This is a genomic window from Exiguobacterium sp. s75 (genome assembly GCF_018617145.1).
Classification (GTDB): domain Bacteria; phylum Bacillota; class Bacilli; order Exiguobacteriales; family Exiguobacteriaceae; genus Exiguobacterium; species Exiguobacterium profundum.
This window is the reverse complement of sequence record NZ_JACSJQ010000002.1, coordinates 151109-165184: the sequence shown is the minus strand read 5'-3', so window position 1 is coordinate 165184 and position 14076 is coordinate 151109. Positions and strand designations below refer to the sequence as shown.

The 14076-nt window shown below is 45.8% G+C and carries 16 protein-coding genes; 3 read left to right on the top strand and 13 right to left on the bottom strand.

The window, feature by feature from the left end:
• Positions 1 to 24: 24 nt before the first annotated feature.
• The 9 genes from KNO68_RS10225 to KNO68_RS10185 form a co-directional block, all read right to left on the bottom strand.
• Entirely contained in the window at positions 25 to 687 is a 663-nt protein-coding gene (locus KNO68_RS10225; protein ID WP_015880376.1) for an NAD(P)H-dependent oxidoreductase, read from the bottom strand.
• Positions 688 to 703: 16 nt separating this feature from the next.
• Entirely contained in the window at positions 704 to 1315 is a 612-nt protein-coding gene (locus KNO68_RS10220; protein ID WP_078146064.1) for a class I SAM-dependent methyltransferase, read from the bottom strand.
• Positions 1312 to 2319, bottom strand: a complete 1008-nt coding sequence (locus tag KNO68_RS10215) for an ABC transporter permease (protein WP_215112451.1) — start codon at positions 2317 to 2319, stop codon at positions 1312 to 1314. Before KNO68_RS10215 ends, KNO68_RS10220 begins: the two co-directional genes overlap by 4 nt.
• A complete protein-coding gene (locus KNO68_RS10210) occupies positions 2316 to 2990 on the bottom strand; it encodes an ABC transporter ATP-binding protein (RefSeq protein ID WP_078146062.1) in 675 nt (224 codons plus the stop codon). The genes KNO68_RS10215 and KNO68_RS10210 overlap by 4 nt, the downstream gene beginning before the upstream one ends.
• A 41-nt stretch (positions 2991 to 3031) precedes the next feature.
• Positions 3032 to 3760, bottom strand: a complete 729-nt coding sequence (locus KNO68_RS10205) for a GntR family transcriptional regulator (RefSeq protein WP_074035076.1) — start codon at positions 3758 to 3760, stop codon at positions 3032 to 3034.
• Between the two features lie 79 nt (positions 3761 to 3839).
• A complete protein-coding gene (locus KNO68_RS10200) occupies positions 3840 to 5264 on the bottom strand; it encodes a glycoside hydrolase family 1 protein (protein ID WP_078146061.1) in 1425 nt (474 codons plus the stop codon).
• Positions 5265 to 5301: 37 nt separating this feature from the next.
• Positions 5302 to 6609: a PTS cellobiose transporter subunit IIC gene (celB, locus tag KNO68_RS10195; protein WP_041918122.1), complete on the bottom strand. Its 1308-nt coding sequence runs from the start codon at positions 6607 to 6609 to the stop codon at positions 5302 to 5304.
• Positions 6610 to 6632: 23 nt separating this feature from the next.
• The gene (locus KNO68_RS10190; protein ID WP_041917964.1) at positions 6633 to 6977 is read right to left on the bottom strand and encodes a PTS sugar transporter subunit IIA; all 345 of its coding nucleotides are present in this window, start codon (positions 6975 to 6977) and stop codon (positions 6633 to 6635) included.
• A 5-nt stretch (positions 6978 to 6982) separates the two neighbouring features.
• Positions 6983 to 7279, bottom strand: a complete 297-nt coding sequence (locus KNO68_RS10185; protein ID WP_015880368.1) for a PTS sugar transporter subunit IIB — start codon at positions 7277 to 7279, stop codon at positions 6983 to 6985.
• Positions 7280 to 7413: 134 nt separating this feature from the next.
• Between KNO68_RS10185 and manA the strand changes: the two genes are divergently transcribed.
• Complete coding sequence (manA, locus tag KNO68_RS10180) at positions 7414 to 9201, top strand: mannose-6-phosphate isomerase, class I (RefSeq protein WP_215112450.1); 1788 nt, start codon at positions 7414 to 7416, stop codon at positions 9199 to 9201.
• A 187-nt stretch (positions 9202 to 9388) separates the two neighbouring features.
• The gene (locus KNO68_RS10175; RefSeq protein WP_047795794.1) at positions 9389 to 9826 is read left to right on the top strand and encodes a hypothetical protein; all 438 of its coding nucleotides are present in this window, start codon (positions 9389 to 9391) and stop codon (positions 9824 to 9826) included.
• Positions 9827 to 9938: 112 nt separating this feature from the next.
• Here KNO68_RS10175 and KNO68_RS10170 read toward each other — a convergent pair whose 3' ends face one another.
• Genes KNO68_RS10170 through KNO68_RS10160 form a run of 3 tightly spaced genes read right to left on the bottom strand, consistent with a single transcriptional unit; the run spans position 9939 to position 12585 of the window.
• Complete coding sequence (locus tag KNO68_RS10170) at positions 9939 to 10679, bottom strand: AAA family ATPase (protein WP_205728297.1); 741 nt, start codon at positions 10677 to 10679, stop codon at positions 9939 to 9941.
• Positions 10670 to 11938, bottom strand: coding sequence for a sensor histidine kinase (locus tag KNO68_RS10165; RefSeq protein ID WP_215112449.1), 1269 nt, complete (start codon positions 11936 to 11938; stop codon positions 10670 to 10672). Before KNO68_RS10165 ends, KNO68_RS10170 begins: the two co-directional genes overlap by 10 nt.
• On the bottom strand, positions 11935 to 12585 hold the full coding sequence (locus KNO68_RS10160; RefSeq protein ID WP_078146057.1) for a response regulator transcription factor: 651 nt from the start codon (positions 12583 to 12585) through the stop codon (positions 11935 to 11937). The genes KNO68_RS10165 and KNO68_RS10160 overlap by 4 nt, the downstream gene beginning before the upstream one ends.
• Before the next feature lie 143 nt (positions 12586 to 12728).
• Here KNO68_RS10160 and KNO68_RS10155 point away from each other — a divergent pair, with 143 nt between their 5' ends.
• The gene (locus KNO68_RS10155) at positions 12729 to 13295 is read left to right on the top strand and encodes a hypothetical protein (RefSeq protein WP_214731298.1); all 567 of its coding nucleotides are present in this window, start codon (positions 12729 to 12731) and stop codon (positions 13293 to 13295) included.
• 35 nt (positions 13296 to 13330) lie between these two features.
• On the opposite strand, the gene KNO68_RS10150 is transcribed toward KNO68_RS10155, so the two are convergent.
• Positions 13331 to 14038 (bottom strand): hypothetical protein, encoded by a 708-nt coding sequence (locus KNO68_RS10150; RefSeq protein WP_214685029.1) that lies wholly within the window; start codon positions 14036 to 14038, stop codon positions 13331 to 13333.
• Positions 14039 to 14076: the final 38 nt, after the last annotated feature.

The window sequence follows — 14076 nt, the reverse complement described above, 5'->3', positions numbered from 1 at the left end:
CGCCCCGGCGATTGACTCTTTTTTTCATCCAATATATTTGACGACTTCGTTAAAGTCACGACGTGTTTTCGGTGCAAAGTCGCGCGCTCGATACCCAAATGCGACCATGACTGAAAGTGACCATTCCCCACGTTCCATCACACCTTCTGAGATTAACAACTCATCAATCTCCTCTTGATTGAACCCTTCAATCGGGCATGAATCAATTTCGATTTGTGCGGCAGCAGTCATCATGTTTCCGAGTGGGATATATGTCTGACGCTTGATCCATTCCTGGAAGACACGCTCATCGTCTAAGAGACGGTAGTCGTTCTCCTGGAACTCTTGCACTCGTTTCACGCGCTGTGCGTACTCTTCTTCCGTCCGTCCTTGTACGCCTGTGACGATGTGACGAATATAGTCTGCATCGTAACGCATGGCTTTCGGTGTTCTTGCGAGGATCAACACAAAGTGACTGGCAGTCAGGGCCTGACCTTGCGCTCCCCATGCATGATCTTTAATCTTTTGGAGTAAATCTTCCCGACGCACCACGACGAATTGCCATGGCTCGAATCCGAACGAACTCGGCGAAAGACGTCCCGTCTCTAAAATGAACTCCATGTCCTCTTCTTTGATTTTACGATCCGCATCGAACGCTTTCGTCGCTTGACGCCAACGATATGCCTCTAAAATGTCTTTCTTTTTCATCGTGCTCACTCCTCCATTACCAAGATGACTCCATCATATCAAACCGATAAATCAAAAATCGCTCATGAAGATTCTTCAGCGGCAATCGCACCGTTTGTACGTACTGAAAAGGCGTCTCGTCGTTCAAATAATGGAGGTACTCATCCGCCGGATAATATAAAATCACATCGACCGGGCGAGGAACCGTTTCAACAGATTCGATGATGTTGGCAATCACTTGGCGGAAGACGTTCACCGAGAACGGATTAAAGAAGTAGAATCGATTCGCATCCGGTGGAATCATGAATCCCTCCGCGAATCCCTGTTCCAATTGAACACTTCCCCGATTACGATGTTTCTTCGTATAGCTCATCCAATTTTGAAGTGCCTCCTCATGAAATCCACCGTCCATCTCGACACCGATTGCCCTGACACGAAACGTATACGCTAAATAGAACGGCAGACGTCCTTTTCCCGAACCGAAATCAACGATCGTATCTGTGGACTCCAACGGATAAGCGTCCCGAAGCAAATCGAGTGCCTCGTAAGGAGTCGGCTCATAACGATGATATTCGGCCGAGGACGGAAATCCTTGCTGAGGTTTGGCCGTCTCGATTTGTAACAGTTGCTCATACTGCTGTTCGTTCATGATGAACCTCTTTCTTGAATGGATTGAAAGAATGGATGTCGCTCCATTTCTCTCGTGAACGACGTCTGTTCTTGATAGGCGACATACAACAGATAAATCGGAACCACTAGTTTGAACCAACTTGGGAGAAGAATCACGCTCGTGATCCCGAGCGGAATGAGTCGAAACCATAAATTCCGATGACTCGGCGTTCTAAAGTACATAAGGAGTGCCATCGTCCGTCTGACGGTGCCGAAGCGATTCGGTCTCGGTCGATACAGGGGACGTTTCCGCTCACTCGTCTTCTCGATGGCTCCTGACGTCGTCAACAGGACACGATCGAATGAGGCACGCTCACGTTCTCCGATTTCAATTTCTCGACCGACACTCGGATGTTTCGACACCCATCCTTCCCCTACGTATAACGCAAATGTGACCATGATGCTTCCGATCAACACACTAAGCAATATCGACTCAATCAATAACGCATACACGCCTACAAAAGCAAGGAGTACGATTAAAAATCGCTTCATGAGATGGGCGTGTCGGAGACGTAGATGATACTGGACCCATGCGTGACACCAAGCGAGTAGAAAAAGTGCAGCCCCAAACGCGAGAATCTCGCCCACGTCCCTTCCTTTTACGTATAGAATCGGTGCAAGCAACAGCAGATAGCATCCATATTGAATCACGTGTTGCGTAAGTTGATACCAAACCGAATACCTTTTTAAATCCCGAATCATGCCCCGGTTTGACACAAGGATGAGATCGGCACGCTCAATCCAGACAAACATACGGTCTTGCCACATGAACCATCCAATCAGAAGTGCCCAGAGAAAATAAGGGATGTCACCTAACCAGGGGAAGTTCCCTTCCCAGACTTGCCAGTAGGAATAGCCTGCCCATATGAGAAGAGGAAGGACACCGTATAAAAAAATCGTCCAGTCGACAATCAATCGGACCGTCTTCCATTGCTGTTTTATGTACCGGGAGACACGTATCCAAAACAATCGTTTCGCAATCATCGCATCGCCACATCTTCCATCATGTCAAACAAGGTCATCCCCTCTGTATCGAGCGCTTCACGAATCTCCACTTTCGTCCCACTCGCGAGCAGTTGTCCATCATCAATCCATACGAATCGGTCGCATAATCGCTCGGCCGTATCAAGAACGTGTGTGACTAATAAGACACTTGCCCCCCTCGTACGCTCCGCTTCTAACAGTCGAAGTAACTGAATCGTCGTCGTCGCATCCAATCCGATAAATGGTTCATCGACAATCAATACCCGCGCTTCTTGAATGAGCGCCAATAGAATCATCGCCTTCTGTTTCATCCCTTTTGAAAAAGAGGAGAGATACCGATCGGTCACATGCTCTAACCGGAATAGCTGTAGCAACTCCTCCGTTTTTTCTGTTGAATCGATTCCCGTTAATTCTTGGACGAGTGCAATATGTTCAGATAGCGTCAAATAATCATAGTAGACCGGTTGTTCCGGGATAAACGCATAGCGTTCCATCTCGACCGTTCCCTTCATCCAAGGAATCGTTCCGGTAAGACAGGCGATGGTGGTCGTTTTTCCCGCACCATTCGACCCAATCACCCCTAAAATCTCACCTGCCCGTACATCAAACGAAATGTCTTGGATGACGGGCTCGTTTATCTCGTATCCTGCTTGTTCAATTTTCACATCCACGATGGGTCCTCCTTACGAAAAAGTCGCCATCACGGCGACTTTTACTTCACAATATTGACCGATGAAAACACAAATTTATCATATCGATGACGGGCAAACGAATACTCGAACGGTTTCCCGTTACTTAAATAGACCACTTGCTCGACTTCGATAATCGGTTCAGTGATATCATTCTTCAAGTAAGCTTGGTCGTACTCATCCGGTTTATCTGCTCGAATCACTTTATGCGAGCTTGTAATCGTATAACCCAGATCTTCTTGAATATACGCATACACGGATTTTTCCAAAATTTCACGTGTGATTCCTGTAATGAGGTTAGCAACCATGTACGTCAATTCGATGACATACGGCTCATCGTCTACGTAACGCACACGACGTATTTCATAGACCGGTTCTGTCAGCTCAATCATGAGATGATTGGCGACTTCCTGACACGGAAACTTTACCTCAAAATTCAGGACTTCACTTCGTAACGAGCGATCTCCGATTACTTGAGTCAGCCCTCTCGTTTCTTTACTAATCACGTTGATGCGATCTTTTTGGAAGCTCGACTGTAAAATGAATGTTCCTTTACCACGTTTACGATAAATCAGCCCTTCCATGACGAGAATCTCAAGCGCACGTTTCATCGTCATTCGGCTCACCCCAAACTCTTGGGCCAAATGGATTTCATCAGGTAATGCATGTTCTAGCGGATAAACGTGTTCAATAATTCTTTTACGAATTTCATCAGCAATGGTTTCATATTTCGGTTTTTTCTTAGTAGACATATAGCACCTCATGTATAGACATATATGTACAATATATCAAAAAAAGCTGACAAAGAGTAGTCTTTGTCAGCTTACTTCATTATTCTGTAAAACCATTAGCGTCAATCAACTGTTTAAACCAGTGCCCTGATTTTTTTACAGTACGCTGTTGCGTATCTAAGTCAATACCTACAAATCCATAGCGATTTTTATAAGCATTGCTCCATGACCAATTGTCCATGAACGTCCAAAGATGATAGCCTTTTACGTTCGAACCCTCTTCAATCGCTTGATGCATCCATTTCAGATGTTCGCGAATGAAATCAATTCGATAATCGTCTTGGACACTTCCGTTCTCGTCACGATAACGCTCTTCACCCTCGACACCCATTCCATTCTCTGAAATGAAGCATGGAATATTACCATAGTTTTCTTTTAGATTGATTAATATATCATAGATTCCTTTTTCGTAAATTTCCCATCCACGATATGGATTCATTTTACGTCCAGGCATCTCATAAAAATCAAATAAGTTTTCCGGTAAGAATGGTGCGTCCGGATTCGGCAGTGATGCTTTTGCTTTCACGCGACGCGGCTGGTAATAGTTGATGCCAAGCAGGTCGACTGTATGTTCTCGAATGAGTTCAAGATCGCCTGTTTCCATCTGTGGCATCGCATCTTCAGACTTCAGCACTTCTACTAGTTCTTGAGGGAACGTGCCTAAAACAGATGGATCGAGGAACGAGCGATTGAACATCGCATCAGCAATGCGCGCTGCGCTCAAATCAGCTGGGTGCTGACTTCTCGGATATGAGGGTGTCAGATTTAAGATGATCCCGATTTGCCCAGATTGTCCCATGTCACGATACGCTTCGATTGCCTTCGCACTCGATAAGATCGAGTGGTACGCTACTTGGACAGCTCGCTTGAAATCAACAACGTTTGGATAATGAAAATCATATAAATATCCACCCTCTACCGGTACAATCGGTTCATTATGCGTGAACCACTTCTCGACGCGGTCACCAAACAACTCAAAGCATGTCTTCGCAAAGGTGACATATGCCTCCACGACTTCCCGTGATTCCCAACCACCTTGTTCTTGAAGCGCCATCGGCATATCGAAGTGATACAGATTGATGAACGGTTCGATACCATGATCGATTAAGCAATTGATGACATTGTTATAAAATGTGATTGCCTCTTCATTTACTTCCCCGACACCTTGTGGAAAAAGACGTGACCATGAAATGGAGAAACGGAACGTGTTATGCCCGAGTTCTTTCATCAATGCGATATCTTCTTCATACAAATGATAGAAGTTTGAGGCCTCTGTTGCGCTCACGCCATTGAAAAAGCGATTCGGCTCTTGCATGTACCAGTAATCCCAGATATTCAATCCTTTTCCACCTTCAAAAGCAGCACCTTCCATCTGTGTAGCAGAGGAAGCCGTTCCCCACCAAAAATCTGTCGGAAATTGATAGGTCTTTTGCTCTTTCATTCGTGTTTGTGTCGGGTTCGTCATCTTTTATCTCTCCCTTATTTCTATTTTCTCTATTTGTTTACACTGCTTCTTGTTTATCTGTTGATTCTTCTAACTCTTTTTTCAAGTTCATGCGGTCGATAAATTTCAAGAACGGGAACCAAATCGCCAAAATAATGAAGAAGTTCACGATTTGAAGAAGACCTCCGGCAAGCGAGTTCGTCGCCATGATACCACTCAAGAACATTGGGACAGTCCATGGAACAGCGACACCCGTTGGTGGTGGGACTAAGCCTGTCGACATCGCGAAATATGTGACCGTTACCGTCACGAGCGGTGCGACAATCCAAGGAATCATGATGAGCGGGTTCATAACGATTGGAAGTCCGAAGATGACCGGCTCGTTTACGTTGAATAGTCCAGGTCCGAGGGATAGTTTCCCGATTTGTTTCAACTGTTTCGATTTCAAGAACAACAAGATAGCCACGACGACAGCAAGTGTAGATCCGGAACCACCAAGCCCTACCGTGTAAATTTCAATGAACTGTTTACTGATAATGTTCGGAACATCTCCAGTCGAGGTATAAGCCGTCAAGTTCTCCACAGATAATGTGTTCCAAATCGGGTCCATCACCGAGTTGACGATGACCTGACCGTGAAGTCCGAAGAACCAAAATAGCTGAACGAAGAAGATTGCAATCAACGTTGGAATGAGACCATTCCCCAATGTCACAAGTGGTTGCTGAACGACGTTGAAAATGACGTCATGAAGATTCGTATTGAATAAGTTCGTCACGATGATGTTGAATGTTAAAAATACAGTCAAGGTTAATAATGCAGGAACAAGTGCTGAGAATGATTTCGCAACAGCTGGCGGTACTCCATCCGGCATCTTAATCGTCCAGTTCTTTTGAACGACAAATCGATAAATCTCACCGGACAGGAATCCGGTAATCATCGCAAGGAACATCCCTTTCGCTCCAAGGCGATCCAACGGAAGGACATTCCCGACTGCCTCTGACATACCGTCAACTTCAATCAAGAAAGGCGTTAAGAGAAGGAAAGACACGAGCGAGATCGCTCCTCCGAAGACAGCCTCGACTTGATAACTTTTCGATAGATAATACCCGATACCGAAGACGACAAAGATAGACATAATCCCCATCGTTGCAGATGGTGCGTTTCCGAGTGATGTTTTAAATACACTGAGTGTACTCTCGGACATGAAACGGTCGAGGAACGGCAGGTTTGCAATGACGACGATGATTGACCCAAACATGGTAATCGGGAAAGCGAGCATGAATGCATCTCGCAATACTTGTAAATAGCGACTGTTGTTTAAATAGGTCGCCATCGGCATGAGCAGTTTACTGATCATGTTGAACATCTTATTGTCCTGTGACATATGATTCACCCTTCTTGATTAGGATTTACAATCTTTTGTTCGACCATTTCGACCAAACCCGCTGTCAAATCAAGCATTGTTTGCGTAGACATTAAATGGTCCTCTGCATGAAGAAGCAATAAAGAGACGTCTGTTTTTTCTCCATTCGCTTCTCTTTGGATTTGTGAAAAGTGTGTTTGATGTGCTTCTTTTAATTGTCCACGTGCCTCATCAATCTTTTCTTCGAACGTTTCATAAGAACTCGTTTTATACAGTTGAATCGCTTCCTGAATCGTACTTCTCGCATTGCCACTGTGCAAAATCATCATGAATGCCATTTGCTCCAAGGTTAACTCGTCTACCTGTTCCACGTTGTTCACCCCATTAATTTCATCGCTTGTTCGTATGCAGCTTTACCATTCGCCGTGCCGTATGCCATCATATCGATCACTTCAATCGGTGTTGATGTTTGCGCTTTCAATTTATCCAACAAGAAACGCATTTGTGGACCAATCAAAATCACATCTGCCTCGTCCATCTCGGTTACGACCTGATCTTGACCGACTGCCCAAATCTTCGCCTCATCCCCGATTGATGTGGCATGATCTTTCATCTTCGTTACGAGTAAACTCGTCGACATCCCTGAACTACACGCTAATAAGATTTTCTTCATGTGTCCTCACTCCTTATTTGAAATCGGTTACATGTTTTATTATACACATGATTTATTTCATGTCTATACTTGATTTAAACTTTGTTTAGTTTTTAAATTCATAAGTGTATATCAAATTAATAGGAGGACAGGATATGAGCGCTATTCTTTTAAAACCACACTATCAACAGCGACTTTGGGGAGGGGAGCGTCTGAAGCAATTTGGTTTCGATTTCAATGACCCTTCGATCGGTGAAGCTTGGACGGCTTCTGCATTAGAAAAAGGTAGTTCAGCCGTTGCTTCCGGACCCTACGTTGGTCTTTCTTTGCGTGAACTCTATCAACAATATCCAAAGTTGTTTCAAATTAAAGCGGACGTGTTTCCACTACTGATTAAATGGATTGATGCGAACGATGATTTGTCTATTCAAGTTCATCCTGATGATTCGTTAGCGGAACAACTCGAAAACGAATCATATGGAAAAAATGAATGTTGGTATATTCTCGATGCTCCAGCAAATGCGACACTCATTTACGGTCACTCCTATGCCACCTCAGAAGACTTCAACAAAGCGCTTGAAACAGGCGATTTGGAACACGGCTTGATACGAAAATCGATTCATGCCGGTGATTTTTTCTATGTCCCAGCTGGAACGGTCCATGCATTGACAAAAGGGGTATGCGTACTGGAAATTCAACAAAGTTCGGACACAACCTATCGTCTATACGATTACGAGCGACTGGATGTGACGACCGGTCGTCCACGTGAACTTCACGTAGAAAAGGGCATTCTCGCTTCTTTCGTTCCTCACCTTGGCTATAGTGAACCAATCCGTCAACTCGATCACTTTCGAACACGTTTGACGAAGAATCCATTCTTCTTCGTGGAAAAATGGCATGTTACAGCGAAAGAAAAGATTTCGACCGACACGTTCCGGTTACTATCTGTCGTGCAAGGAACATTAATCGTTGATGAGATGGAAGTACCTACGGGAGGTACACTCCTTCTCCCGGCCAATGAGTCGTTCTTGATTGAGGGAGAAGCGATTTGTCTAGTGACTGGTGTTCCTTCCGATGAAAAACAAGCTGTCCGAATCGGGATTGACTTAGGAGGGACGAACACTCGGATTGCGGCTGTTTCACTCAAAGGTGAAGTACTGAAACAACTCACGTTTAACACGCAGCCTCAACTTCCTTTCGAAGAGACACTACAATCTATTGAGACTGCGATTCATCAATTCAATGTTGAATTCGATATCCGGCATGTTGGAATTGTGGCTCCCGGTCCACTCGATTTGAAACAAGGGATGTTTTTAACGCCTCCAAACCTCCCGAATTGGCACAATCAAAAAATCGTTGAGCCTTTAACACAGCGCCTCGGCTTTTCTGTCACCCTTGAAAACGATGCGAATGCAGCAGCTCTCGCAGAAGCTAAATTTGGAGCAGGAAAAGGATTCGATGCTGTTTTTTATGTAACAGTGAGCACTGGAATCGGTGGCGGTTATGTCTATAAACATCAAATCATTCGAGGGGCGAACGGCAGTGCCGGTGAAATCGGAAATATGATTATCCGTTCGAACGGACCAGTTCACCCTGTACTGAATCGAGGCTCTCTCGAATCACTCGCAAGTGGTACCGCGCTCATGAGTCGCGCAAGCGAAAAAGGATATACAAACGTCCCTTCGCTATTATCAGATGACGAGTACCGCCATCACTTCGTCGAGGAACTGGCTAGCGGACTAGCTAACATCATTCATACTGTCGATCCTGATGTGATTGTATTAGGAGGCGGCGTCATGATGTCGGCCTCATTATTTTGGAACGAATTACAACAAGCAGTCTCGAATAAAATGTATCCACATGCTAGTGGAAAAACGCGTCTCTGCCTCACTCAATTGTCAGGAGATGCGGGTGTTATCGGCGCTGCCTTTGTCGAAGCATAATGAGGTTTGAAAAAAACGGACACTCATCGTGAATGTCCGTTTTTTCGTATACAGAAATGTGAAATAAATCAACATTATACTTTGCGAATCATCTACAGTTTCTTTTCTAGATTGAGTTAGATTCGTTTACTTTAGCGTGGTAACGTGAAATGATAATGATAACAACTTTTTAAAGTGAGGTGACGGTGTGTCTACCACAGAGCACGAACAAGCGACATCTATTTTGCATCACCTCTTTACCGCCTCTTCTTTTGTCGGAATCGATTTCGGTTCTGGTCCGAACCATCATCTTCTCTATTTCAGTCGTCAAGGACTGGAATCTTGGATCTCCATCGAGGGACCGTGGCATGTCCATGCGACGCAAAATACGTTTGACGAAGGTGAACAACTCGAACAGCTCATGCGCTTAAGAAGAGAGCGCATCCATCAAGTACGCCTCGGTGACGAACACCCCCACCTCGAACTGGAATTTGAATCCGGATCCCTTCTCTTCATCAATGGATATCAAGAACACTTTGAGTGCTGGCAAGCAGGGGACGCGAGACCACTTGGTGGAGACGCCTATCTGTTGGTCGCGATGCCACAAGGGGAGCTCGCAATCTTTGCGGATGGAGACGACGAATGAACACTTGGATGGAGATTGTCTTGTATATGTTGATTGCCGGGGGCGTTAGCCTCGCGATCATCTTATTAAGAAAGATTACGAAAGCATGAAAAAAGCGGCCGAGGCCGCTTTTTTAGTCAAACAAAATTCGCTGCATCCGTTCCGGTGCCTGTAAATAATCACGCATCACCCGTACATGCTCGAGGTCATCAAAAGCCGTCGGAGTAAGTCCCGTCTCCACTTGTAAAATCATCGCACCTGGATACGACATCAAGATAGGTGAATGACTCGCGATGATAAATTGACTCCCCGACTGGACAAGTTCATGCATGCGTGCGAGCATCGTCAGTTGGCGCATCGGCGACAATGCGGCCTCTGGCTCATCCAAAATGTAGAGACCGTCTCCACGAAATCGATGTAGCATGAGGGATAGAAACGCTTCACCGTGTGACTGTTCATGAAGGGAACGTCCGCCATATGATTCATAAAACCGTTCAGGATCACGTCCTGACTTTGCCATCTCATCCACATAACTCGATAGCTGGTATGCCGTTTCAGCACGTAAGAAAAAACCATCTTTCGGACGATACGGTCCTCGAATCGGGCGTAGCGCTTCATACAAAGAACTATGCGTTGACTCCGTTTCGAATTGGAAGGAAGGTGCTCCGCCTTCTGGGTTGAATCCAGCCGCGACCGCCATCCCCTCAATCAACGTCGACTTTCCACTCCCGTTTTCTCCAACGAGAAACGTGACCGGATGATGAAACGTCAGTTCATCGAGTGTCTGAAAGATTGGTAACGAGTACGGATAACCCGTTGATTGGATGCGGTCTTTCTCTAACCGCACCCCTCGTAAAAATAAAGTCATGTCCATCCGATCCAAAATGTCGCCCCCTTATCTGAATCGACGCCATAAGAAAGTCCTTGTGCGTCAAGAAGTAACTTCGTGATAGCGAGACCTAAACCATGTCCGTTAGAGCGATCCCCTTTCACATACATATCCCATATCGCATGCTGAATGGAAGGATCAACCCCGTTTCCTTCATCGGTCACTTCTAATCGCTTCGGGGTTAGAGTGATAGTGATTCTTCCCCCGACAGGGCTTGCCTCATACGCATTGCTTATGAAATTCGAGAGCACTCGTTCCATCGCCAATCGATCAGCTTGGATTGATACCGTTTCGAGTCGGAGGTCGAGTGTCACGTCTTTTTGTCGGAACCACTCAGACATGCGTGGCGTCAACCGACGAACCAATTCATCCAGTTGAATCGATTCCATTTCAAGGGGAATCGAACCTGCGGACAATTTAGAGTATTCGAGCATCTGATTGACGAGTCGGTCGATCCGGTCCACTTCCTCGGTAATGCTTTTACCGGTTGTGGCCATCTCTGTTTCATGGACAACACCAAGCTCTAATAGTTCCGCCTCGTTTCGAACGATAGCGAGCGGTGTACGCACATCGTGTGTGATCCCAGAAATAAATGATTTTTGAAGCGCCTCTTTTTCTTGAAGTGATGTGTTCATCTGTCCGATGGTGACGGTCAAATCTCCAATCTCATCGTTCGTCACGCTCGGTAAGCTAATATCGTGTCGCCCCTCCATAATGGATGCGGTCGCTTGTTTCAACTCGACGAGCGGTTGCGTGAGCCGACGACTCATCCAATACGTGACAGCGATTGCGACAAGTAGGGCCAGAATAAACCCACCCGCTAAGATGAGGTAGATTTGCTGGAATTGTGGATTTGAAAACGGAACGGGACTATACGTCACGATTTGAATGTCCCCTTCTTCTTTCAGATACGTCAAGAAGCGGGTACCATTTACACCCACTTCGTCCTGAATCTCTAAATCATTCGGATCGAGGTTGATTGGCATCATGCGATGCATCCGTCCGCCTCGTTCGAACTCGATACGCTGCCCATTTTGAAATACAAGCACGTCAAGTTGCCCTGGGATTCCACGGCCCTCTTGAATGGCTTCATACACAATCGCCGCCTCGCGCTCCAATTGTGCGTACGTCTCCTCTTCTGCGAAGCGTCCAATCAATAATGACGTGAGTCCGAATGTTAAAAGTGCCATCACTGCAAGTGGTAGAATGGCCGTCCAAAGTAACTTCTTCATTAATCGATTCATGACAGTTCCTCTAATCGATAACCGACCCGGTGCACCGTCTTCAACTGTTCTTTTAAGGTCGGCGATTTGTCACGCAGTTGTTTAATGTGGGTGTCGACCGTTCGTGTATCTCCGACGAATGCGTAGTCCCACACCTCATCGAGCAAACGGTTCCGGTCTAACGCCTCCCCGACATGTTTCCAAAGATACAGTAACAACTCATACTCTTTGTTCGTTAATCGAAGCGGATGTCCGTTCTCTTGTACCATTCTCGATTTGACGTCGATGGTGAGCGTTCCAAATTGAATCATATCGGTTTGTTTGACGAGACGTTTCAGTCGAATCTCCAACTCTTTTAAAACGATGGGTTTGACTAAATAATCGTCTGCGCCAAGTTCCAATCCGAACACACGATCATCCGCCTCACCACGAGCCGTCGTCAGGATAATAGCAGGTGCGGGCTGTTGCGCTTTTAATGTCGGAATCAAGGTCCAACCTTCTCCGTCAGGGAGTCGAACATCCAATAAAACTGCATCAAACCGTTGATGCAACTGTTGTTTCGCCTCACTCAAAGTCATCGCCACGGTCACCTCAAATCCGGAATATGTTAAAAAGCGGGACATGCCGTCCGCCAGTTTTAGTTCATCTTCCACAACGAGTACGTTCATCTCATATCGCCTCCACATCCATTATATCGTACCCATCAAACCTCCCACCGTTTCCCAAAGACAATTTGCAGAAATCTTGCAACTCCCTCACAACTTCCGAAGCGTTCAGTCCTACACTTGAAGTAACAAAGGAGGAGATACACATGAAATCAACAAAACTAGCAATCGCTTTAGCCGGTCTATTGGCCGTCTCAGGCACAGGCGTATATGCCGCGACGAATGACACGACGACTGATGAATCGACAACGACGGAATCCACACAATGCGAACGTGGTGAACGAGGGCCTGGTATGTTCGGTGACCGAGAAGCAGGGCATGCCGCTCTCATCGAAGCGCTCGGTTTAACGCAAGAAGAAGTGGATGCGGCTCGCGAAAACGGGCAATCTCTCCCTGAACTCGCAGAAGAAAAAGGGATTTCAATTGAAGCGTTCATCGACGCCATCATGACGTCGCATGAAGAAAAACTCGCAACCGCTGTGGAAGAAGGAAACTTGACGCAAGAAGACGCCGATCAAATCCTTGCGGACCACGAAGAACGGTTTGCCGATGTGACAAGTTACGATGACTTGGAAGATATTCGTGGTATGCGCGGTGGACGTGAAGGTGGTCGCCATGGTCACGGTCCACACCATGACGACTCAACTTCTTCAGATGACGATGCTTCAACAGAGAGCGACAGCAACGTAGAAAATCAAAGCAATAGCTTATAAGTCAAAAGGGCAGCCACTCGCGGTGGTTGCCCTTTTCATATGACGAGCAATAACAGCGCATAACTTAATAAACCAATCAAAAATGCACCAAAACTACTCTCTCGCTCAGCAGGCAATTCTTCTTTCATGACGTTCAAGATGACGCCACCTGCTAAAAAGGCGACAACAATCGATAAACCGAGATCATTCACTTCCGCAAAGGTACCAACTGCCCACCCTATGAGTACAGCAAGCGCTAAGAAGATGCGCCCTTGTCGATCATAAAGTTGCTGATGGTGCTGACGCAATCCTTGATCGACCGTGACAAAGTGTATACCAAGCGCTAAAAAATAAAGAAACATCGTGCCATTGGACTGAAATTCACTTTCTGCGAGCACATATCCGATGCTAAACGTATATAACGTGAATGAACCAATGTGAATCCAAAACACATACGGTTTTTGTTTACGCTTATTGGCCGTTGCAAATCGTTCGAGCCCATAAAAGACAGCCAGTCCTAACATACTGATGATTAAGATATGGTTCTCGAGGGAAGCAAAGACGTTATTTCTAATCTCTCCTTCAAGTTCGCGTTGATATTCATTTAACTCTGGCAACAGATGAAGAAATACATAAGCAACGGCAATCCCTCCAGCCACTGATAAAAAACGGCTTCTCGGCACTTCACGCACGTGAATGAGTTTTCCTGAAAAAAAGTGAATCACGGCAAAACCGAGTGCAAACCAAAAACTTAACTCGAACACATAAGCCCCTCCCACATTAAGATTTCTCTTTATGTGCT

Excerpts from the sequence above, each read along its gene's own strand:
- KNO68_RS10215 (WP_215112451.1), bottom strand. The coding sequence starts at position 2,319 with ATGATTGCGAAACGATTGTTTTGGATACGTGTCTCCCGGTACATAAAA.
- manA (WP_215112450.1), top strand. The coding sequence starts at position 7,414 with ATGAGCGCTATTCTTTTAAAACCACACTATCAACAGCGACTTTGGGGA.
- KNO68_RS10220 (WP_078146064.1), bottom strand. The coding sequence starts at position 1,315 with ATGAACGAACAGCAGTATGAGCAACTGTTACAAATCGAGACGGCCAAA.
- KNO68_RS10170 (WP_205728297.1), bottom strand. The coding sequence starts at position 10,679 with ATGGACATGACTTTATTTTTACGAGGGGTGCGGTTAGAGAAAGACCGC.
- KNO68_RS10160 (WP_078146057.1), bottom strand. The coding sequence starts at position 12,585 with ATGAACGTACTCGTTGTGGAAGATGAACTAAAACTGGCGGACGGCATG.
- KNO68_RS10155 (WP_214731298.1), top strand. The coding sequence starts at position 12,729 with ATGAAATCAACAAAACTAGCAATCGCTTTAGCCGGTCTATTGGCCGTC.
- KNO68_RS10185 (WP_015880368.1), bottom strand. The coding sequence starts at position 7,279 with ATGAAGAAAATCTTATTAGCGTGTAGTTCAGGGATGTCGACGAGTTTA.
- celB (WP_041918122.1), bottom strand. The coding sequence starts at position 6,609 with ATGTTCAACATGATCAGTAAACTGCTCATGCCGATGGCGACCTATTTA.
- KNO68_RS10225 (WP_015880376.1), bottom strand. The coding sequence starts at position 687 with ATGAAAAAGAAAGACATTTTAGAGGCATATCGTTGGCGTCAAGCGACG.
- KNO68_RS10205 (WP_074035076.1), bottom strand. The coding sequence starts at position 3,760 with ATGTCTACTAAGAAAAAACCGAAATATGAAACCATTGCTGATGAAATT.
- KNO68_RS10200 (WP_078146061.1), bottom strand. The coding sequence starts at position 5,264 with ATGACGAACCCGACACAAACACGAATGAAAGAGCAAAAGACCTATCAA.
- KNO68_RS10165 (WP_215112449.1), bottom strand. The coding sequence starts at position 11,938 with ATGAATCGATTAATGAAGAAGTTACTTTGGACGGCCATTCTACCACTT.